Annotated in this window: 20 protein-coding genes; 15 read left to right on the top strand and 5 right to left on the bottom strand. The window is 71.0% G+C overall.

Annotation, left to right across the window (positions count from 1 at the left end):
* Nucleotides 1-35 precede the first annotated feature (35 nt).
* The 4 genes from dnaK to ACFY1T_RS09220 are packed head-to-tail and all read left to right on the top strand — an operon-like array spanning nucleotide 36 to nucleotide 4,235.
* The gene (dnaK, locus tag ACFY1T_RS09235; protein WP_390787644.1) at nucleotides 36-1,883 is read left to right on the top strand and encodes a molecular chaperone DnaK; all 1,848 of its coding nucleotides are present in this window, start codon (nucleotides 36-38) and stop codon (nucleotides 1,881-1,883) included.
* Complete coding sequence (gene grpE / locus ACFY1T_RS09230; RefSeq protein ID WP_390787643.1) at nucleotides 1,883-2,554, top strand: nucleotide exchange factor GrpE; 672 nt, start codon at nucleotides 1,883-1,885, stop codon at nucleotides 2,552-2,554. Before dnaK ends, grpE begins: the two co-directional genes overlap by 1 nt.
* 39 nt (nucleotides 2,555-2,593) lie before the next feature.
* Entirely contained in the window at nucleotides 2,594-3,781 is a 1,188-nt protein-coding gene (gene dnaJ / locus ACFY1T_RS09225) for a molecular chaperone DnaJ (protein ID WP_390787642.1), read from the top strand.
* 1 nt (nucleotide 3,782) lies between these two features.
* On the top strand, nucleotides 3,783-4,235 hold the full coding sequence (locus tag ACFY1T_RS09220) for a heat shock protein transcriptional repressor HspR (RefSeq protein WP_030870928.1): 453 nt from the start codon (nucleotides 3,783-3,785) through the stop codon (nucleotides 4,233-4,235).
* A gap of 91 nt (nucleotides 4,236-4,326) precedes the next feature.
* On the opposite strand, the gene ACFY1T_RS09215 is transcribed toward ACFY1T_RS09220, so the two are convergent.
* Nucleotides 4,327-5,340: a hypothetical protein gene (locus ACFY1T_RS09215; protein WP_030870924.1), complete on the bottom strand. Its 1,014-nt coding sequence runs from the start codon at nucleotides 5,338-5,340 to the stop codon at nucleotides 4,327-4,329.
* A 326-nt stretch (nucleotides 5,341-5,666) separates the two neighbouring features.
* On the opposite strand from ACFY1T_RS09215, the gene ACFY1T_RS09210 reads away from it, so the two are divergent.
* Complete coding sequence (locus ACFY1T_RS09210; RefSeq protein ID WP_030299141.1) at nucleotides 5,667-5,981, top strand: hypothetical protein; 315 nt, start codon at nucleotides 5,667-5,669, stop codon at nucleotides 5,979-5,981.
* Between the two features lie 142 nt (nucleotides 5,982-6,123).
* Here the strand turns inward: ACFY1T_RS09210 and ACFY1T_RS09205 are convergent, their stop codons facing one another.
* Nucleotides 6,124-6,537, bottom strand: a complete 414-nt coding sequence (locus ACFY1T_RS09205; protein ID WP_390787641.1) for a pyridoxamine 5'-phosphate oxidase family protein — start codon at nucleotides 6,535-6,537, stop codon at nucleotides 6,124-6,126.
* Nucleotides 6,538-6,662: 125 nt separating this feature from the next.
* Between ACFY1T_RS09205 and clpB the strand changes: the two genes are divergently transcribed.
* Together clpB and ACFY1T_RS09195 are read left to right on the top strand one after the other, a co-directional pair.
* On the top strand, nucleotides 6,663-9,263 hold the full coding sequence (clpB, locus tag ACFY1T_RS09200) for an ATP-dependent chaperone ClpB (protein ID WP_390787640.1): 2,601 nt from the start codon (nucleotides 6,663-6,665) through the stop codon (nucleotides 9,261-9,263).
* A 168-nt stretch (nucleotides 9,264-9,431) separates the two neighbouring features.
* Nucleotides 9,432-9,977 (top strand): YbjN domain-containing protein, encoded by a 546-nt coding sequence (locus ACFY1T_RS09195; RefSeq protein ID WP_030870916.1) that lies wholly within the window; start codon nucleotides 9,432-9,434, stop codon nucleotides 9,975-9,977.
* A gap of 10 nt (nucleotides 9,978-9,987) precedes the next feature.
* On the opposite strand, the gene ACFY1T_RS09190 is transcribed toward ACFY1T_RS09195, so the two are convergent.
* Nucleotides 9,988-11,106, bottom strand: a complete 1,119-nt coding sequence (locus ACFY1T_RS09190; RefSeq protein WP_390787639.1) for a hypothetical protein — start codon at nucleotides 11,104-11,106, stop codon at nucleotides 9,988-9,990.
* A 320-nt stretch (nucleotides 11,107-11,426) separates the two neighbouring features.
* Here ACFY1T_RS09190 and ACFY1T_RS09185 point away from each other — a divergent pair, with 320 nt between their 5' ends.
* Nucleotides 11,427-11,912: a prevent-host-death family protein gene (locus ACFY1T_RS09185; protein ID WP_390787638.1), complete on the top strand. Its 486-nt coding sequence runs from the start codon at nucleotides 11,427-11,429 to the stop codon at nucleotides 11,910-11,912.
* A gap of 309 nt (nucleotides 11,913-12,221) precedes the next feature.
* Here the strand turns inward: ACFY1T_RS09185 and ACFY1T_RS09180 are convergent, their stop codons facing one another.
* Both ACFY1T_RS09180 and ACFY1T_RS09175 read right to left on the bottom strand, forming a co-directional pair.
* Nucleotides 12,222-13,418: a pyridoxal phosphate-dependent aminotransferase gene (locus ACFY1T_RS09180; RefSeq protein ID WP_390787637.1), complete on the bottom strand. Its 1,197-nt coding sequence runs from the start codon at nucleotides 13,416-13,418 to the stop codon at nucleotides 12,222-12,224.
* 195 nt (nucleotides 13,419-13,613) lie between these two features.
* Nucleotides 13,614-13,817 carry a hypothetical protein gene (locus ACFY1T_RS09175; RefSeq protein ID WP_390787636.1) on the bottom strand — a complete coding sequence of 68 codons (204 nt, stop codon included), beginning with the start codon at nucleotides 13,815-13,817 and terminating at the stop codon, nucleotides 13,614-13,616.
* Between the two features lie 222 nt (nucleotides 13,818-14,039).
* On the opposite strand from ACFY1T_RS09175, the gene ACFY1T_RS09170 reads away from it, so the two are divergent.
* The 7 genes from ACFY1T_RS09170 (at nucleotide 14,040) to ACFY1T_RS09140 (ending at nucleotide 20,615) form a co-directional block, all read left to right on the top strand.
* Nucleotides 14,040-14,582, top strand: coding sequence for a DUF2617 family protein (locus ACFY1T_RS09170; RefSeq protein WP_030870911.1), 543 nt, complete (start codon nucleotides 14,040-14,042; stop codon nucleotides 14,580-14,582).
* A gap of 139 nt (nucleotides 14,583-14,721) precedes the next feature.
* On the top strand, nucleotides 14,722-16,362 hold the full coding sequence (locus tag ACFY1T_RS09165) for a polyamine aminopropyltransferase (RefSeq protein ID WP_390787635.1): 1,641 nt from the start codon (nucleotides 14,722-14,724) through the stop codon (nucleotides 16,360-16,362).
* A gap of 81 nt (nucleotides 16,363-16,443) precedes the next feature.
* Nucleotides 16,444-17,325, top strand: a complete 882-nt coding sequence (locus ACFY1T_RS09160; protein ID WP_390787634.1) for an SRPBCC family protein — start codon at nucleotides 16,444-16,446, stop codon at nucleotides 17,323-17,325.
* A gap of 53 nt (nucleotides 17,326-17,378) precedes the next feature.
* Nucleotides 17,379-18,164, top strand: a complete 786-nt coding sequence (locus ACFY1T_RS09155) for an aldose 1-epimerase (RefSeq protein WP_390787633.1) — start codon at nucleotides 17,379-17,381, stop codon at nucleotides 18,162-18,164.
* Nucleotides 18,165-18,185: 21 nt separating this feature from the next.
* On the top strand, nucleotides 18,186-18,725 hold the full coding sequence (pyrE, locus tag ACFY1T_RS09150; protein WP_030152877.1) for an orotate phosphoribosyltransferase: 540 nt from the start codon (nucleotides 18,186-18,188) through the stop codon (nucleotides 18,723-18,725).
* Between the two features lie 302 nt (nucleotides 18,726-19,027).
* Nucleotides 19,028-20,050, top strand: a complete 1,023-nt coding sequence (gene fbaA / locus ACFY1T_RS09145; protein ID WP_030152875.1) for a class II fructose-bisphosphate aldolase — start codon at nucleotides 19,028-19,030, stop codon at nucleotides 20,048-20,050.
* Between the two features lie 151 nt (nucleotides 20,051-20,201).
* Complete coding sequence (locus ACFY1T_RS09140; protein ID WP_390787632.1) at nucleotides 20,202-20,615, top strand: DUF3151 domain-containing protein; 414 nt, start codon at nucleotides 20,202-20,204, stop codon at nucleotides 20,613-20,615.
* Nucleotides 20,616-20,773: the final 158 nt, after the last annotated feature.

The raw sequence follows: 20,773 nt of genomic DNA, 5'->3' as shown, positions 1-20,773 counted from the left end.
GTCTGTTCCACTCAAGTCAGCTGGAGGAAATCAAAATGGCACGTGCGGTCGGCATCGACCTGGGCACCACTAACTCCGTCGTCAGCGTTCTCGAAGGCGGCGAGCCCACCGTCATCACCAACGCCGAGGGCGCCAGGACCACGCCGTCCGTCGTCGCCTTCGCCAAGAACGGCGAGGTCCTCGTCGGCGAGGTCGCCAAGCGCCAGGCGGTCACGAACGTGGACCGCACCATCCGCTCCGTCAAGCGCCACATGGGCACTGACTGGAAGATCAACCTGGATGGCAAGGACTTCAACCCGCAGCAGATGAGCGCCTTCATCCTGCAGAAGCTGAAGCGCGACGCCGAGGCGTACCTGGGTGAGAAGGTCACGGACGCGGTCATCACCGTCCCGGCCTACTTCAACGACTCCGAGCGCCAGGCGACGAAGGAGGCCGGCGAGATCGCGGGCCTGAACGTCCTGCGTATTGTCAACGAGCCGACCGCCGCCGCCCTGGCCTACGGCCTCGACAAGGACGACCAGACCATTCTCGTCTTCGACCTCGGTGGCGGCACCTTCGACGTGTCGCTCCTCGAGATCGGCGACGGCGTCGTCGAGGTCAAGGCGACCAACGGTGACAACCACCTCGGTGGTGACGACTGGGACCAGCGCGTCGTCGACTACCTGGTGAAGCAGTTCGTGGGCGGCCACGGCGTGGACCTCTCCAAGGACAAGATGGCGCTCCAGCGCCTGCGCGAGGCCGCCGAGAAGGCGAAGATCGAGCTGTCCTCCTCCACGGAGACCACGATCAACCTGCCCTACATCACGGCTTCCGCCGAGGGCCCGCTGCACCTGGACGAGAAGCTCACGCGCGCCCAGTTCCAGCAGCTGACCGCGGACCTGCTGGACCGCTGCAAGACCCCGTTCCACAACGTCATCAAGGACGCCGGCATCCAGCTGTCCGAGATCGACCACGTGGTCCTGGTCGGCGGCTCCACCCGCATGCCGGCCGTCGCCGAGCTCGTCAAGGAGCTGACCGGCGGTCAGGACGCCAACAAGGGCGTCAACCCGGACGAGGTCGTCGCCATCGGCGCCACCCTCCAGGCCGGTGTCCTCAAGGGTGAGGTCAAGGACGTCCTGCTCCTCGACGTGACCCCGCTGTCCCTCGGCATCGAGACCAAGGGCGGCATCATGACCAAGCTCATCGAGCGCAACACCACGATCCCGACCAAGCGGTCCGAGATCTTCACGACGGCCGAGGACAACCAGCCGTCCGTGCAGATCCAGGTCTACCAGGGCGAGCGCGAGATCGCGGCGTACAACAAGAAGCTCGGCATGTTCGAGCTGACGGGCCTGCCCCCGGCCCCGCGCGGCGTCCCGCAGATCGAGGTCTCCTTCGACATCGACGCGAACGGCATCATGCACGTCACGGCCAAGGACCTCGGCACGGGCAAGGAGCAGAAGATGACCGTCACCGGCGGCTCCTCGCTCGGCAAGGACGAGGTCGACCGCATGCGCCAGGAGGCGGAGCAGTACGCGGACGAGGACCTGCGCCGCAAGGAGGCGGCCGAGTCCCGCAACCAGGGCGAGCAGCTCGTCTACCAGACGGAGAAGTTCGTCAAGGACAACGAGGACAAGGTCCCGGCCGAGGTCAAGACCGAGGTCGAGGCCGCCGTCGCCGAGCTGAAGGAAAAGCTCAAGGGCGAGGACACCACCGAGATCCGCACCGCGACCGAGAAGCTCGCCGCGGTCAGCCAGAAGCTCGGCCAGGCCATCTACGCCGACGCGCAGGCCGCCCAGGGCGCTGCCGGCGGCGCGGGTGACGCGGGCCAGGCCAAGGCCGACGACGACGTCGTCGACGCCGAGATCGTGGACGAGGACAAGCCGAAGGGCGGCGCTGCCTGATGTCGGAGGAGACCCCGGGCTTCGAGGAGAAGCCCGAAGTCCCCGCCGACGGCACGCCTGACGACGCCGCCGAGCCGAAGGCCGCAGCTTCCTCCGAGGAGGAGGCCGCGGCCCCGGCCGGGGACTCCGCAGCCCAGTCCGCCCAGGACACGGCTCTGCTGGCGCAGCTGGACCAGGCACGCACCGCGCTCGGTGAGCGCACCGCGGACCTCCAGCGGCTCCAGGCGGAGTACCAGAACTACCGCCGCCGGGTGGAGCGGGACCGGATCGCCGTCAAGGAGATCGCGGTCGCGTCCCTCCTGACGGAGCTGCTCCCGACCCTGGACGACATCGGCCGGGCGCGGGACCATGGCGAGCTGGTCGGCGGCTTCAAGTCGGTGGCCGAATCGCTGGAGACCGCCGCGGCCAAGATGGGGCTGCAGCAGTTCGGCAAGGAGGGCGAGCCCTTCGACCCGACGATCCACGAGGCCCTGATGCACTCGTACGCGCCGGACGTCACCGAGGACACCTGCGTGGCGATCCTGCAGCCGGGGTACCGGATCGGCGAGCGTACGATCCGCCCCGCGCGGGTCGCGGTGGCCGAGCCCCAGCCGGGCGCGGCCCCCAAGTCCGAGTCGGCCGAGGCCGACGCGCCTTCGGACAAGGACACGGATGCCCCCGACAAGGGCTGACGTTGAACCAGTAGCGGTACGAGAGGAGGGACACCGGGGATGAGCACGAAGGACTTCGTCGAGAAGGACTACTACAAGGTCCTCGGTGTCCCGAAGGACGCCACCGAGGCCGAGATCAAGAAGGCGTACCGGAAGCTCGCGCGCGAGTTCCACCCGGACGCCAACAAGGGCGACGCCTCGGCCGAGGAGCGCTTCAAGGAGATCTCCGAGGCCAACGACATCCTCGGCGACGCCAAGAAGCGCAAGGAGTACGACGAGGCCCGCGCCCTGTTCGGGAACGGCGGCTTCCGCCCCGGTCCCGGCGGGGGCGGCGGCTCGTTCAACTTCGACCTGGGCGACCTGTTCGGCGGCACCCAGCAGGGTGGCGGCGGCGCGGGCGGCTTCGGTGGTGGCGGCGGTCTGGGCGATGTCTTCGGCGGACTGTTCAACCGCGGCGGCGCGGGTTCCGGTACCAGGGTCCAGCCGCGCCGCGGCCAGGACATCGAATCGGAGGTCACCCTCTCCTTCACGGAGGCGGTGGACGGGGCCACGGTCCCGCTCCGGATGTCCTCGCAGGCGCCCTGCAAGGCCTGTTCGGGCACCGGTGACAAGAACGGCACGCCGCGCGTGTGCCCGACCTGCGTCGGCACCGGCCAGGTCTCGCGGGGCAGTGGCGGCGGGTTCTCGCTGACCGACCCCTGCGCGGACTGCAAGGGCCGCGGCCTCATCGCCGAGACCCCCTGCGACGTCTGCAAGGGCAGCGGGCGGGCCAAGTCCTCCCGCACCATGCAGGTCCGGATCCCCGCGGGCGTCTCCGACAGCCAGCGGATCCGGCTGCGCGGCAAGGGAGCCCCGGGTGAACGCGGCGGGCCCGCCGGCGACTTGTACGTCGTCGTCCACGTCGACTCCCACCCGGTGTTCGGGCGCAAGGACGACAACCTGACGGTCACCGTCCCGGTGACCATCGCCGAGGCCGCCCTGGGCGCCGAGATCAAGGTCCCGACCCTGAACGGCCCTTCGGTGACGCTGAAGCTGCCGCCGGGCACCCCCAGCGGCCGTACGATGCGGGCCCGCGGCAAGGGAGCGGTCCGCAAGGACGGCACCCGCGGAGACCTGCTGGTGACGGTCGAGGTCGCCGTTCCGGCCTCGCTGTCGGACAAGGCCCGCGAGGCGCTGGAGATGTACCGCGACGCGACGGAGTCGGAGGACCCGCGCGCCGCGCTGTTCGAGTCCGCGAAGGGAGCATGACATGGACGGCCGCCGCAGGAGCCACTACCAGCTCACGGACGACACACCGGTATACGTGATCTCGGTGGCCGCCCAGCTCTCGGGCCTGCATCCGCAGACCCTGCGCCAGTACGACCGCCTCGGCCTGGTCTCCCCGGACCGGACGGCCGGCCGCGGCCGGCGCTACTCGGCCCGCGACATCGAGCTGCTCCGCACGGTGCAGGCGCTGTCCCAGGACGAGGGCATCAACCTGGCGGGGATCAAGCGGATCATCGAGCTGGAGAACCAGGTCGCGGCGCTCCAGCAGCGCGTGGCCGAGCTCTCGGCGGCGGTGGACGGCGCGGCCGCCGTGCTGCAGCAGCGCGAGGCCCAGGTGCACGCCTCGTACCGGCGGGATCTGGTCAAGTACCAGCCACCGGTGGCGGGCAACGCCCTGGTCGTCTGGCGCCCCGCGCCGAAGCGTCAGGGCGACTGAACCGCCCGCGCGCACGCGGCACGCGCACGGCACGCACGGCACGCACGCACAGGCCCCGTCCGGGATTCCGGACGGGGCCTGTGCGTGCGTTTCAGTCGCCCTCGTCCTCCAGGATCCCGGAGCGCGCGATGAGGAAGCCGAGCTGGGCCCGGCTGCCGCTGCCGAGGGTACTGGCGAGCTTCGCGATGTGCGCGCGGCAGGTCCGTACGTTCATGCCCAGCCGGCGGGCGATGGCCTCGTCCACGTGCCCCTCGACGAGGAGCTGCGCGATGGTGCGCTGCACGCCCGAGATGCCCCCGCGGGTGTGCTGGTACGTGACTTCCTCCTGGAGCGGCACGGCGCGGTGCCAGAGCTGCTCGAAGACCTTGATGAGGTAGTCCACCAGCCCCGGGTGGCGCAGCTCCAGGGCGACCTGGCGGTCGTCGCTGGCCGGGATGAAGGCGACGGTGCGGTCGAAGATGATGAGGCGCTCGAAGAGTTCCTCCAGCGTGCGCACCTCGACCTTGCCGGCCTTGAGGAGGTCGACGTACGCGAGCGTGCCGCGGCTGTGCCGCACGGTGTGCTGGTAGAGGGTCCGGATCCGGACACCGCGGTCGGTCAGCGGCTGGTCGCGTTCCAGGGCCTCGGTGAGCTCCAGGCTGGGGCGGGCGCCGCCGGGCTGGATGGTGAGCATCTCCGTGTGACACTCGGCCGTGGCAAGGTTGAGGGCCGCGTTGATGGGGTCGAAGCCCTCGAGGACGGTGATGGCGTGGGTGCTCGCCGGACTCTGCGCGCTGATGGCGAGAAACGGCTCGAAAGCCTCGGACAGTTCGAGTGAGTCGCGGCGCCTGTCGCGGATCTCGCGTTCGATCGGATGCAGCCGCTGTGCGAGTGCCACCGCTGGTGGAACCGGACGGAGGGAATTCACGTCATCAGGATCTGGCTGCAACAACGCCAGATCGAGCAGACAGGGTGCCGTTTTGACATCCCCACGTGCGATACGTCCCGTGCGCAGCGCGCTCGTGTAGAGCCGTGCCCCCTCGCCGCACAGCTCGGTGACCGAGTGGGGATGTGTCGCTTTTGTGCTGTTTGTGGTCAAATCTCCACCCCCCAGGGTCCTGAACATGCAAGAACATGATGCATCGTCCCTGTGGCAGCGACGTGCCTGAATGAGCCATCGTCTGACAGGCGGGGGAGAGGATTTCATCAAGTGAGGACGAAGCCGACCATGAACAAGAGAATGCTTCGCTCGGCGCTTGCCACCGTCATCTTCTCGGCTGTGGCCGGTCTGGGACTTGCCGGGGTCACCCTGGGGGGAGCTGAAGGGGGTGCCGCAGACCTCCAGGCGGCGCCGCTGGAGGACAGTGGATGGCGCGCGGCACCGATGGACAGCGGATGGCGCTCGGCCCCCGCAGACGCCGAAGCGGGCGTCGTTGGCGTGGAGAGCGCGGCATGACCCCCGACGACCGCGGTTTCCGTCGCGAAATGGCCTCTGCCTACCGCTCCGGCTGGCAGTTCATCGACCTCGCCACCGCCATCCCCCACCCCGGCGACTCGCTGATGGTCACCCTGTTCGGACAGCCCATCGTCATCACGCGCGAGGAGGACGAGGACGTCCGGGCGTACCGCTGCCTGCGCCGCCCCCGCGGCGCGCCGCAGCCCGTCCGCTGCGAGGTGCGCTACGGAATGGTCTTCGTCAACCTTGATCAGCGCGACCACCAGCTCTTCGAACCCGATATCACCACCGCCACCCCCCGCAGTGCCTGAAGCGATTCCCCCGTCGTCGCAGATCGCTCCAGGTGCTTCCCCCACGCAACGGCGCCATCGTGGACCTGACCACGATGGCGCCGTTGTGATGTCCGCGTCCAGTGCTTGAACCGGACAAGGTGAAAACCGAACTGTTTCTCCTTCAGGCCCGGCCCATCGCCCGGTCGAGGGTGATCTCCAGGACGACCCGGTCCGGATTGGGCGACGGCGTCCTTCCGTACCGCTCCGCGTAGCGTGCGACCGCCTCGGCGACCGAGGCCTCGTCCGTACGGATCACCGCGTACCCCTCCAGCGTCGCCCAGCGCCGCCCCGCCATCTGGCACACGGCGACCCGCGCGGGGCCCTCCTGCGCGCCCTGCGCCGCCAGCACGTTGCGGATCTTCTTGCTGTTCTTGTTGCTGATCACCCGGGCCAGGCCGGCCTCCGGGTCGTACGTGACGCCCACCGGCACCACGTGCGGGGTCCCGTCGGGGCGCGGGGTGGTCAGCGTGCAGACGTGCCGCTCCCGCCAGAAGGCGAGGTACTCGGGCGTCGGGTTGAGTACGTCAAGAGCCATGGCCCGAGGGTACGTGAGGGCGGAAATCCGTCCTTGAGTGGAATAGACTCAACTTTGCGCACGCTGACATACTCAAAGAGCGGGACCAAACCTGTGTCCGACCTGTCTGAGAGGAGAAGTCGCACGTGGATGCCGAGCTGACCAACAAGAGCCGGGACGCCCTTAACGCCGCCACCAGCCGCGCCGTGAAGGACGGCCACGCGGACCTGACCCCGGCGCACCTGCTGCTGGCCCTGCTGGCCGGCGAGGACAACGAGAACATCACCGACCTCCTCGCGGCCACCGAGGCCGACCAGGCGGCGGTCCGCGGCGGCGCCGAGCGGCTGCTGGCCGCCCTGCCCAGCGTCACGGGCTCCACGGTCGCGCCCCCGCAGCCCACCCGCGAGCTGCTCGCCGTACTCGCCGAGGCCGACCGGGAGGCCGGGAAGCTCGGCGACGAGTACCTCTCCACCGAACACCTCCTCATCGCGATCGCCGCCAAGGGCGGCGCGGCCGGTGAGGTCCTTTCCGGCCAGGGCGCGACGGCGAAGAAGCTGCTGGAGGCCTTCGAGAACGCAAGAGGAGGACGGCGGGTGACCACTCCCGATCCCGAGGGCCAGTACAAGGCCCTGGAGAAGTTCGGTACGGATTTCACGGCGGCGGCGCGTGAGGGCAAGCTGGATCCGGTCATCGGGCGTGATCAGGAGATCCGGCGGGTCGTGCAGGTCCTGTCGCGGCGCACGAAGAACAACCCGGTGCTGATCGGTGAGCCCGGCGTGGGCAAGACGGCCGTCGTCGAGGGGCTGGCGCAGCGCATCGTCAAGGGTGACGTCCCGGAGTCGCTGAAGAACAAGCGCCTGGTCTCCCTGGACCTGGGTGCGATGGTGGCGGGTGCCAAGTACCGCGGCGAGTTCGAGGAGCGTCTGAAGACGGTCCTGGCGGAGATCAAGTCGAGCGACGGCCAGATCATCACCTTCATCGACGAGCTGCACACGGTGGTGGGCGCGGGCGCCGGCGGTGATTCGGCGATGGACGCGGGCAACATGCTCAAGCCGATGCTGGCCCGCGGCGAGCTGCGGATGGTGGGTGCGACCACCCTGGACGAGTACCGCGAGCGGATCGAGAAGGACCCGGCGCTGGAGCGGCGCTTCCAGCAGGTGCTGGTGGCCGAGCCGTCGGTGGAGGACACCATCGCGATCCTGCGCGGGCTCAAGGGCCGCTACGAGGCGCACCACAAGGTGGTCATCAACGACAGCGCCCTCGTGGCGGCCGCGACCCTCTCCGACCGGTACATCACCTCCCGGTTCCTTCCCGACAAGGCCATCGACCTGGTCGACGAGGCCGCCTCCCGCCTGCGGATGGAGATCGACTCCTCGCCGCTGGAGATCGACGAGCTGCAGCGCTCGGTGGACCGCCTGCGGATGGAGGAGCTGGCGCTGAAGAACGAGTCGGATCCGGCCTCGCTGGAGCGCCTCGACAAGCTGCGCAAGGACCTCGCCGACAAGGAGGAGGACCTGCGCGGTCTGACGGCCCGCTGGGAGAAGGAGAAGCAGTCCCTCAACCGGGTCGGCGAGCTCAAGGAGCGCCTGGACGATCTGCGCGGGCAGGCCGAGCGCGCGCAGCGCGACGGCGATTTCGACACCGCCTCCAAGCTGCTCTACGGGGAGATCCCGACGCTGGAGCGCGAGCTGGCGGAGGCCACCGAGGAGGAGGAAGAGGCCTCCAAGACCGGCAGCTCCAAGTCCGCCATGGTCAAGGACGAGGTCGGCCCGGACGACATCGCGGACGTGGTGGGTGCCTGGACGGGCATCCCGGCGGGCCGTCTGCTGGAGGGCGAGACGCAGAAGCTGCTGCGGATGGAGGACGAGCTGGGCCGGCGTCTGATCGGCCAGGGCGAGGCGGTGCGGGCCGTCTCGGACGCCGTGCGCCGCACCCGGGCCGGCATCGCCGATCCCGACCGGCCGACGGGCTCGTTCCTGTTCCTGGGCCCGACGGGCGTGGGCAAGACGGAGCTGGCCAAGGCGCTCGCGGACTTCCTCTTCGACGACGAGCGGGCGATGGTCCGCATCGACATGTCGGAGTACTCGGAGAAGCACAGCGTGGCCCGTCTCGTCGGCGCTCCTCCCGGTTACGTGGGTTACGAGGAGGGCGGCCAGCTGACCGAGGCGGTGCGCCGGCGCCCGTACTCGGTGGTGCTGCTGGACGAGGTGGAGAAGGCCCATCCCGAGGTCTTCGACATCCTGCTCCAGGTCCTGGACGACGGGCGTCTCACGGACGGCCAGGGCCGCACCGTGGACTTCCGCAACTCCATCCTGATCCTGACCTCGAACCTGGGCAGCCAGTTCCTGATGGACCAGACCACCTCCCCGCAGGAGAAGCGCGAGCGGGTCCTGGAGGTGGTCAGGGCCTCGTTCAAGCCGGAGTTCCTCAACCGCCTGGACGACCTGGTGGTCTTCTCGGCGCTCGACGAGCAGGAGCTGGCACGGATCGCCGAGCTGCAGATCGCCGGTCTCGCCAAGCGCCTCGCGCAGCGCCGCCTGACCCTGGACGTGACGCCCGAGGCGCTGGCCTGGCTGGCGGACAAGGGCAACGACCCGGCCTACGGTGCGCGGCCCCTGCGCCGTCTGATCCAGACGGCCATCGGCGACCGCCTCGCCAAGGAGATCCTCGCGGGCGAGGTCCGCGACGGCGACACCGTCCGCGTCGACGTGGCGGGCGAGGACCTGATCGTCGGCAAGGCCCTGTAGCCGGGGCCGGTACGCGAGGGGCGGCGCTCCGCGGCACGGCGTACCGGCACAGGTTCCCCTTATCGACGGCTTACTCCTGTCCGCCCTGCGCGGATCGCACGTGCGGGGGTGGACAGGGGGTGGGAGCCATGGGGGAGGATGACAACATCCGCACGAAGGGAAAACACGGTGAGCATCGACCCGGCCTCGATTCCGAACTTCGGAGGGCAGCAGCCCGATCCGCAGGCCACAGGACCGGCGGGCCCCGTCGTCCCCGACCAGGATCTGGTCAAGCAGCTGCTGGAGCAGATGGAGCTCAAGTACGTCGTCGACGACGAGGGCGACCTCGCGGCGCCGTGGGAGGAGTTCCGGACGTACTTCATGTTCCGCGGCGAGGAGGAGCAGCAGGTCTTCTCGGTGCGGACCTTCTACGATCGCCCGCACGCGATCGAGGACAAGCCCGCGCTCCTCGAGTCGATCGACGACTGGAACCGCCGCACCCTGTGGCCGAAGGTCTACAGCCACACGCACGACGACGGCTCCGTCCGCCTGATCGGCGAGGCGCAGATGCTGATCGGCACCGGCGTCAGCCTGGAGCACTTCGTCTCGTCCACGGTCAGCTGGGTCCGCGCCTCCATCGAGTTCGACAAGTGGCTCGTGGAGCAGCTCGGCCTGGAGAAGGAGATCGACTCCACCGACGGCGAAGGCGACGACAAGGACGGCGACGACAACTAGTCGCCCCCGGTCACAGCGGTACGCGGGCGACCAGCAACAGGTACAGCCCGTAGCCGTACGAGAGCCCGGCCAGCCCCGCGGTCACAGCGACCGCGGAGCGCGGCCGGGCTCGCGCCATTGCGGCCGCGACCGGCAGGAGCAGCGGGAACGCGGGCAGCAGGAAGCGCGGCTTCGACTCGAAGTAGCCGGCCCCGCCGTAGGCGATCACCAGCAGGACGGCGGTGTACACGAGCAGCGCCGGCGGCATCCGGTCCAGCAGCAGGAGCACGGCCAGGAACCCGGCGGCGGCCAGGACCACCACGGTCACGACGGTGGCCGGCGGCACGTGCCCGCCGGTCAGCACCCGCCAGATGCTGTCCGTCGTGTACGAACCGAAGTCGAAGCGGGAGCCCCAGCGCCGCTGCACGGTGAAGTAGCCGGCCGGGTCCCCCGTGCGTATCCCGACGGCGAGGACGTACGCGGCCCAGCCCGCCGGGGCCAGCAGCGCGGCCGCCCACACCTCGGGCGCGCGGGACCTCCCCGCGAGCAGCGCGTGCAGCGCGACGGCGGTCACGGCGGCGGCGACGGCGATCCCGGTCGGGCGGGTCAGGCCGGCGAGTACCGCCAGGCCCGCGGCCGGCAGCCAGCGGCGGCGCAGTACGGCGTACAGGGCCCAGGCCCCCAGCGCGGCCAGCAGCGGCTCGGTGTAGGCGAGGCTCAGCACCACGGAGTGCGGGGTCGCCGCCCACAGGGCCACCAGCAGCACCCCGGCGCGCCGCCCGAGCACCAGCTCCCCGACCCGGTACACCCCGGCGGCGGCCACCAGGGCTGCGGTCCACGACACCAGCAGCCCGGCCCAGGGGGTGGCGCCGGCCATCCGGACCAGCAGCGGGTACAGCGGGAAGAACGCGTAGTCGCTCTGCACCAGCCCGGACCCGGCCCACATCTGGGTGCGTCCGTAGCCGTGCACGGCGATGCCGAGGTACCAGACGGAGTCCCAGGAGTGCCCGAGCACCCGGACGGGGCTCCGCCCGGCCCACCACGCCCCGACGGCGAGCACCGCCGCCCCGCCGGTCCGGACGGCGGCGAAGACCCCGAGGGCGACGAGGGCCGCGGGCACCCTGCCGGTCCGGAGTACCTGCGGCCGCACGGAAACCGACACACTGCCCGTCGCCGTCATGAACCCCGTCTTTCCCGCGCTGGGTGGACACCCGTCCGGACGAGGAGGGCCTCGGGCACCCTAAAGCCCACCCCGTTCCGAAGGGTGTGAATCCCCTGGGAACCTCCGGTGAACTCGGGGCCGTGCGCAGTGCGGGGCGTCCGCCCGCGGCCGGGCGCCCGGCCTCAGAGCCTCCGCAGCCGGGCGGCGGCCTCCTCCAGGACCTCGGTCTTCTTGCAGAAGGGCAAGGCATGAGCACGGAGCACCAGGGAAGTCTGGCACTCAGAACACGATCTGAGTACAGTCTGAGTATGAGCCTTGCTTACCTGGGAGCCGAGCCCGAGTCGGTTTCGTTCACGGACCTGTCGAGAAACCCGAAGGCCGTAGCCGCCCGGGCCGCCGCCCTCGGTGCTCTGCGTGTCACGCATCGGGACGCGCCCGACATGGTGCTGACGACGGCCGTGCACGCGGAGCGCACCGAGGAGAACCTCACGACGGCGTCCCGGCTCTTCCTCGCGCTCATGAAGCACGACGACGGAGCTCGGTCGCTCCTGCTGGCGCTGCCCGAAGTCTTCCCGTGGGTGCGGCATCTGGACGACGAAGAGATGCGCGCGTTCTCCGTGGAACTCCTGGAAGCGCTTTCCGATGCGGCGGAGCTGGGTGCGCGGGAGGCCGTGCATCGCGCGCTCGTCTCCTGGAGGGCGACGGCTCGTATCAACGCGGATCCGGAGCAGCTCAAGGAAGCTCTGCGTCCGCTCGACGGGGATGACCTGGGGCCGGTCGAGGTGGGCGGGTGAGCCCGAAGAAGGGCGATCGTGTCAGCGTCCCACCCTTGAGCGGGTGGAACGTGGTCTTCGGGACCACGGAGGCGGTGACGGGGTGGGAGGAACTGTGCCGCGCGGCGCTGCCCAGCGCCCACCGATGCCTCGAGGCGTTGCGCACCGACCCGCTGTCGCGTGACAACTGGAACCGTCAGCACCAGCTGCGCGGGAGGTCTACGCATCCACCCAGCACCCCAAGGACACCGAGTAACTCGTAGTTCCCGTGCGGCACGGGCTCCGGCTGAATGGCCGGGCCCCGTGCCTGCACGTTCATCTGGCTCGCGCTCAGCGAGACAGCCGACCGAGGCGCTCAACCGCCTCTTCCAGAACTACCGTCCGCTTGCAGAAGGCCCAGCGGACCTGGGTGGCGCCCGCGGCGCGGTCGTCGTAGAAGACCTGGTTGGGGATGGCGACGACCCCGCAGCGCTCGGGCAGGGCGCGGCAGAAGGCGAGGCCGTCCTTCTCGCCGAGCGGGGTGATGTCCGTGGTGATGAAGTACGTGCCCTGCGGGCGGTAGACCTCGAAGCCGGCGGCCGCGAGCCCTTCGGCGAGGATGTCGCGCTTGGCGGCGAGGTCGGCGCGCAGGCCCTCGTAGTAGCCGTCCGGCAGCTGCAGGGCCTGCGCGATGGCGTACTGGAAGGGGCCGGAGGAGACGTAGGTCAGGAACTGCTTCGCCGAGCGGACCGCCGAGACGAGCTCGGGCGGCGCGGTGATCCAGCCGACCTTCCAGCCCGTGAACGAGAAGGTCTTCCCGCTGCTGGAAATGGTGACCGTGCGCTCGCGCATGCCGGGCAGCGAGGCCAGCGGGAGGTGGGTGCCCTCGAAGACCAGGTGCTCGTAGACCTCGTCCGTGACGACGAGCAGGTCCCGCTCGACCGCCAGCTCCGCGATCGCCGCGAGCTCGGCCGGGGACAGGACCGTGCCCGTCGGATTGTGCGGGGTGTTCAGCAGGAGCAGGCGGGTGCGCGGGGTGACGGCGGCGCGCAGTTCGTCGAGGTCGAGGGTGAACGCGCCGGCGTGCGGGCGCAGGGTGACCGGGACGCGGGTGGCCCCGGCCATCGCGATGCATGCGGCGTACGAGTCGTAGTACGGCTCCAGCGCGACGACCTCGTCGCCCGGTTCGAGCAGGGCGAGCAGGGAGGCCGCGATGGCCTCCGTCGCGCCCGCCGTGACCAGGACCTCCGTGTCGGGGTCGTACGACAGGCCGTAGAAGCGCTGCTGGTGCACCGCGACGGCGGTGCGGAGCTCCGGGACGCCGGGGCCGGGCGGGTACTGGTTGCCCAGGCCCGTCAGGACGGCTTGGGAGGCGGCCTCGGCGATCTCGGCCGGGCCGTCCGTGTCGGGGAAGCCCTGACCGAGGTTGATCGACCCGGTGCGGGTGGCCAGGGCCGACATCTCCGCGAAGATCGTGGTGCCGAAGGAGGCCAGGCGGCGGTTGAGGAGGGGGCGGCTGCCGCCCACGGGTGCGCTCATGGGCGCCATCCTGGGGGGAACCTCTGGACTTGCTCAAGTGTGCTTTGGCCCGGGTGGCCCGGGGGCATCTCCCCTTCACACCCGGGGAACCGGGCGATGAACGGGGGTTGGGCTGATGTCTGTTGTCGGTTGGATTTTCGCCGCGCTGGTCGTCGTGTGCTTCGTGGCCCTGGTCCGGAAGGTGGCCCGTGCGTGGACCGGTGGCTATTCCGGCTCCGGCAAGGGCTCGGGCTCCGGTTCGGGCTCGTCGTGGTGGGCGGGCGGGGGCGGCTCGTCCGGCGGGTGCGGGAGCAGCGGATCCTCCTGCGGCTCCTCCTCGTCCTGCGGCGGGTCCTCGTCCTCCTGCGGCGGCGGAGGCTGCGGTTCCAGCTGACCCGGGGCGGTCGACGTCAGGCCTGTGTGACGCATGGGGTTGAACACGTGAACTGTGTAGCCCCCGGGGGGATGTAAACCCAACCAAGTTGGGTAAAAACGCTGTGAGTGCCGTGCCTTTCATGATTCCCTCGGTTGAGTAGACCAGTCCTCGGACCTCCCTGGACTTCCTGTGGACCCGTGCCGGTGTCCCCCCACCCGTTGACTACCGCTGGCGGGCCCCGGCCCATCTCCCTCGCGCGTTTGCGGAGCCGACTCATGCTCACGACCCTCCAGACCACCTACACCGACACGCGTGCCGCCGATCTCGCCTGGGCCCTGGGTCGGGACCGGCTGCCCGCCCTGGCCGTACTGAATCTCGAACTGGCTGGTGCGAAGCTGGAGTTGCGTCTCCTCGGCGCCTCGCACCAGGTGCTCCTGGAGGAGGGTGGAGTGCTCTGTTCGGAGACGGTCGCCTGTATGCCCGGCAGCCGTACGCCGCTGCCGCTCGGCGTGGCGAAGCGGATGGGCGACTGGGACTACGAGTTCGCCGCGCGGGTGGAGACCCTGTCGCAGGGCTCCTTCGCGGGGCGGGCGCAGGAGCTGCTCGCGCTGGTCGCGGATCACCCGAACGGATTGGCCGGAACCTTTCCCGGCAGCCCCTACGCCTTCACCGCCATGCTCGCGCAGCGCCACGAGGGGCAGGTGCGCTGGCGGACCTGGCACGCGTATCCGCAGGAAGGCCAGTTGGTGGCCACTCGTACGAGGGTCGGCGTGCGCATCGGCGCACCGGCCGGGGCCCTGGAGTCCGCCGCGCGGTAGGGCGGGACCGGGCCGGGCCCCGCGGGGCGCGGGCGCCGCGAGCGTACCCGCGCGGTTACGCCAACCGGCTGGAAACGTACGCCACTTGCACCCATGTGGGTGACGGGATGTGAGTGGGCGGTGACGTACGGTTCGCTGCATGATCGACCGTTCCGTCCCGCGCCGGGTGCTCCCGGCCCCGGAGCCGCGGGGCGCGGCGACCCTCCCGGCCGCCCTGCCCGTACGGCCCCGGACCGGCCGACTCCTCGTCCTGGCCACCGTGTTCGTCTGCGCCGCCTGCGGTCTCGTGTACGAGCTGGAGCTGCTCGCCCTCGGCTCCTACCTCATCGGCGACTCCGTCACGCAGGCGTCCGTCGTGCTGTCCGTCATGGTCTTCGCGATGGGCGTCGGCTCCCTGCTGGCCAAACGGCTGCGCAGACGGCCCGCCTTCGGATTCGCCGCCATCGAGGCGGGTCTCGCGCTGCTCGGCGGGCTCTCCGCGATGGCGCTGTACGCGAGCTTCGCCTGGCTCGGCGAGTCGCGGCCCGCGCTCGTGGCCTTCTCCTTCGCGATCGGCGTGCTCATCGGGGCCGAGATCCCGCTGCTGATGGTCCTCATCCAGCGCATCCGCAGACAGGACGCGGGCGGCGCCGTCGCCGACCTGTTCGCCGCCGACTACGTGGGCGCCCTCGTCGGCGGGCTGGCCTTCCCCTTCCTGCTGCTGCCGCTGCTCGGCCAGCTGACCGGCGCGATGCTGACCGGCACCGTCAACGCGGTCGTCGGCGCGGGCCTCGTGCTGTGGCTGTTCCGCCGCGACCTGAGCCGCCGCTCCCGCTGGCTGCTGATCGCCACGCACCTCACCGTGCTGGCCGTCCTCGCCTGTGCGACCGTCCTCGCCGACGACTTCGAGCGGGTCGCCCGCCGCGCCGTCTACGGCGGCGAGGTCCGCGTCGCCCGGCAGACCGGCGTCCAGGAGCTCGTCCTGACGGGCCCCGCCACCGGCTCCCCGCGCTCCCTGGACCTGTTCCTCGACGGCCGGCTGCGGGTCAGCGGCTACGACGAGTACCGCTACCACGAGGCGCTCGTGCACCCCGCCATGACCGGCCCGCACGCCCGGGTCCTGGTCCTCGGCGGCGGCGACGGGCTCGCCGCCCGCGAGGTGCTGCGCTACCGCGACGTCGCCTCCGTCACCGTCGTCGAGCTCGACCCCGGCGTGGTCCGCCTCGCCCGCACCGACCCGATGCTGTCCGCGCTCAACGGCCGGGCGTACGAGGACCCGCGCCTGGGGGTCGTCACGCAGGACGCGTTCCACTGGCTGCGCGGACCCGCCGCCCACGACCGGTTCGACGTCATCGTCTCCGACCTCCCCGACCCGGGCATCACCCCCAGCACGAAGCTGTACTCGCAGGAGTTCTACGGGCTCGCCGCGCGGGCCCTGCGCCCCGGCGGGCGGCTCGCCGTCCACGCGGGGCCGCTGACCGGCCGCCCGCGCACGTACTGGACGGTCGAGGCCACGCTGCGCGCGGCCGGCCTGCGCACCGCGCCCTACAGCGCGGGCGGCCGGCTCTCGGGCTTCGCCGCGGGCCCCGACCGCACCCCCGGCACCTCCGACGCCCCACCGCAGGACTGGGGCTTCGTACTGGCCGGCCGGGACCGGGTTCCCGAGCTGCGGGTGGACCGGGACACGCCGTCGCTGCGCTCGCTGTCGACGCAGTCCCTGCGCGACGCCGGGCGCGACGCCGAGCGGACCCGGGTGGCGGGGCTGCCGCCGTCGACGCTGCCGCACCCGAGGTACTCGTGAGTACCGGCCATTCGTACGGATCGGCCATTCGTGAGCGCCGGACCGGGTACGGGAGGGGCTCCCCTCGGTAGGCTCGACCACATGGAGCATCAGGTGTTCGTTCCGGTACCGGCAGACAACCTCCGCGCCGTGCTGCGCGACCCCGCCCGGGTGGCCCGCTGCGTACCCGGGCTCCAGCAGGACGCCGACGCGGCGTCCGGGCCCGTCGCGGGCCGCCTCAAACTCCGGGTCGGCGGGAACACCGTCACGTATCGGGGCGCCCTGACCGTCACCGAGCGGGATCCGGACCGCTTCACCGTGGCGGGCGAGGGCACGGAGATCCGCGGCAGTGGCACCGTCAAGCTGGTGCTCGGGCTGCTGCTGACCCCGGTCGACGACGGGACCCGGCTGGAGTTCACCGCCGAGGGCTCCGCCGACGGACGCGCCGCCGCGTTCGCGCCGGAGGCCACCGCCACCGCCGTCCAGCGGCTCCTGGAGCGGGCCGCCGAGCAGCTCGCGGGGCTGGCGTCCGGCGAGGGGGAGCCGGTGACCGACGTCATCGCCGAGGCCGAGGAGGCCGAGGGCGGTCCGGACGGGGAAGACGACGGCGACGGCGTCACGGACGAGGTCACGGCGTCCGTCTTCGACACCGAGGTGCCGCCCCCGTCCCTGGAGCCCTTCATGGACGGGGACTTCGAGGGGCTCCCGGAGCTCGACCGGATCGCGGAGATCGGCGACATCGGGGACGTCGACGAGTTCGCCGCCGCCGCGCAGCCCCCCGCCGAGGCCGCCCACGCCCGCCGCACCATGATCGGCCGCAGCGCCGAGGAAGTGGACCACGCGCCCCCGCGCGGCCGCTACGCCCCGGTACCGGCCCCCGCCTCCTCCGGCGCCGGCGCGAACCTGCGCTGGATCGCCCCGGCCGCCGCCCTGGCGCTGGCCTCGGCGGTCGTCGTCGGCCGAGCCCTGCGCCGCCGCCACTGACCCCTCGCCGTGAGCCCGGCCCGATCGACAAGACACCCCCTAGAGTCGGGCGCATGAGTACGCAACTGAGCGCGGGCGGCGCCGAGGTGACCGTCGACCAGGAGAACGGCTGCCGGATCAGCAGCCTGCGCATCGACGGCACGGAGCTGCTGCGCCAAGGGGCGCACTTCGGCGCCTTCCCCATGGTGCCGTGGTGCGGACGCACCGCGGACGGCCGGTTCCGCGACGGCGGAGTCCTCCACCAGCTCCCGCTCAACCACCCCCCGCACGCCATCCACGGCTTCGGCCGCGACCACCCCTGGCGCAAGGTCCGCCACGGCGACACCGACGCGGCGTTCGTCCACGACCTCGCCGACCCGTGGCCCTGGCCCGGCCGGGTCACCCAGACCGTCGAGCTGACCCCCGAGAGCCTGACGCTCTCCATGGGCGTCGAGACGTACGGCGACTCCTTCCCGGCCCAGGCCGGCTGGCACCCCTGGTTCCGCCGCAACCTCGGCACCGGGGAGGACGCGCGGCTCGAGTTCGAGGCCGAATGGCAGGAGGAGCGGGGCGCCGACCACATCCCCACCGGTAACCGTCTCGCCCCCGGCCCCGGCCCCTGGGACGACTGCTTCGGCATGCCGAGCGGCGTGGACGTCACCCTCACCTGGCCCGGCGTGCTGGAGCTCAGGGTCCGCAGCCGCGAGGAGTGGGTGGTCATCTACGACGAGGAGCCCGAGGCCGTCTGCGTGGAGCCCCAGTCCGGTCCGCCGAACGGTCTGAACAGCCTCCCGCGCCTGGTCACGCCCGTCGACCCGCTGGAGATCTCCACGACGTGGACCTGGCGCCGGCTCGGCTAGAGCGGCTTTAAGCTCGGGGTCATGACTGACGTACGCGATGCGCTTCTGCAGCAGATCAAGGACAAGGCCGTCGTGCACGGCAAGGTGATCCTCTCCTCCGGCAAGGAGGCCGACTACTACATCGACCTCCGCCGCATCACCCTGGACGGCGAGGCCGCCCCGATGGTCGGTCAGGTCATGCTCGACCTCACCGCCGACCTGGACTTCGACTGCGTCGGCGGTCTGACCCTGGGCGCCGACCCGGTCGCGACCTCGATGCTGCACGCCTCCGCCGCGCGCGGCGGACGCCTCGACGCCTTCGTCGTCCGCAAGGCGCAGAAGGCCCACGGCATGCAGCGCCGTATCGAGGGCACCGACGTGAAGGGCAAGCGCTGCCTGGTCGTCGAGGACACCTCCACCACCGGCGGGTCCCCGCTGACCGCCGTCGAGGCGGTCCGCGAGGCCGGCGGTGAAGTCGTCGCCGTCGCCACGATCGTGGACCGCGGTGCCGCCGACGCCATCGCCGAGGCGGGTCTGCCGTACCTCACCGGCTACCGGCTCGCCGATCTCGACCTGGGCTGAGCGCGCACCGGACTGACCGTGCCCCGGGCTGATCGTGCCCCGTGCCGATCCCGCCCGATCGCATTTGATCTTGTCCGGTCTCGCATGCTGACCGCCGGAGAACTGGTGACTTAGGTCCCCGGGGCTCCGGGCACAGGTCCTGACCTGCTCTTTCCGTGCCGGGCGGAGTGTTTCACGTGAAACGCTCCACCCGGCACGGGTGGAGTGTCGTGCGGAGTCTGGAAAGATGAGCCCGACGGTTACGTCGCCCCCAGGTCAGGGCCAGCAATCGCACACTCCCCGCACATCCAAGGAGCGGACAGATGCCCATCGCAACCCCCGAGGTCTACAACGAGATGCTCGACCGGGCGAAGGCAGGCAAGTTTGCCTACCCGGCGATCAACGTGACCTCGACCCAGACCCTGCACGCTGCACTGCGCGGCTTCGCGGAGGCCGAGAGCGACGGCATCATCCAGATCTCCACCGGTGGTGCGGAGTTCCTGGGTGGCCAGTACAAGAAGGACATGGTCACGGGTGCGGTGGCCCTGGCCGAGTTCGCGCACATCGTCGCCGCGAAGTACGACGTCACCGTCGCCCTGCACACGGACCACTGCCCCAAGGACAAGCTGGACGGCTACGTCCGCCCCCTCCTCGAGGTGTCGGCCGAGCGCGTCGCCCGTGGCCTGAACCCCCTCTTCCAGTCGCACATGTGGGACGGATCCGCCGAGACCCTGGCCGACAACCTGGCCATCGGCCAGGAGCTGCTCGCCAAGGCCGCCGCCGCGAAGATCATCCTCGAGGTCGAGATCACCCCGACCGGCGGCGAGGAGGACGGCGTCACCCACGAGATCAACGACGAGCTGTACACCACCGTCGACGACGCGATCCGCACCGCCGAGGCCCTGGGCCTGGGCGAGAAGGGCCGCTACCTGCTCGCCGCCTCCTTCGGCAACGTGCACGGCGTCTACAAGCCGGGCAACGTCGTCCTGCGTCCCGAGCTGCTGAAGGACCTTCAGCAGGGCGTCGGCGAGAAGTACGGCAAGACCAGCCCGTTCGACTTCGTCTTCCACGGCGGCTCCGGCTCCTCCGAGCAGGAGATCGCCACCGCGCTCGAGAACGGCGTCGTGAAGATGAACCTCGACACCGACACCCAGTACGCCTTCACCCGGCCCGTCGCGGACCACATGTTCCGCAACTACGACGGTGTCCTGAAGGTCGACGGCGAGGTCGGCAAGAAGTCCACCTACGACCCGCGCACCTGGGGCAAGCTCGCCGAGGCGAGCATGGCCAAGCGCGTCACCGAGGCCTGCGCGAACCTGCGCTCGACGGGCACCAAGCTGAAGTAGTACCCGCCACCTCGTACGACCGAAGGGCCCGGGCCACCGTCTCGCGACGGCGGACCGGGCCCTTCGGCGTCAGAGTCCGAGCCCTTCGGCGTGCACGACCGGGCCGGGGGCGGCCGAGCCGTCGAGGGGCCGGATACCCCAGACTTGGGGCATGTCCATTCACCAGAACCTGCTCGGGGGCCCCGCCCCCACCCACCTCCCCGACGAGCCGGGCCGCGAGGCCATCGCCGCGGGCACGCCCGCCGTCGAGGTGGCCGCCGCACACCCGACCTCCTCCCTCGCCTGGGCGGTCCTCGCCGACGAGGCGTTCGCCGCCGGCCGCACCGTCGAGTCGTACGCGTACGCCCGTACGGGCTACCACCGCGGCCTCGACGCCCTGCGCCGGGCCGGCTGGAAGGGCCACGGCCCGGTGCCGTGGGAGCACGAGCCGAACCGCGGCTTCCTGCGCGCCCTCCACGCCCTGTCCCGCGCGGCCGGGGCGATCGGCGAGAAGGAGGAGTACGAGCGCTGCTCGACCTTCCTGCGCGATTCCTCCGAGACGGCCGCGGACGTGCTCGAAGCCTGAGCCGCATCCGGCATGCCGGGACCCCGAGCGCGGGGGCCCGGCATGCCGTAGTGTCCGAAAAACACCTGTGACCCCGGTCACACCCCAATAGAGAGAGCCCGGCAACCGGTCCTATGATGCGAGCAGGGGACCGGGGCTCCACTCACCCATCGGAAGGG

This window comes from Streptomyces sp. NPDC001194 (genome assembly GCF_042896985.1).
Taxonomy (GTDB): Bacteria; Actinomycetota; Actinomycetes; order Streptomycetales; family Streptomycetaceae; genus Streptomyces.
Note: the sequence above shows the minus strand (reverse complement) of the source record. Positions and strands in the feature narration are given on the sequence as shown.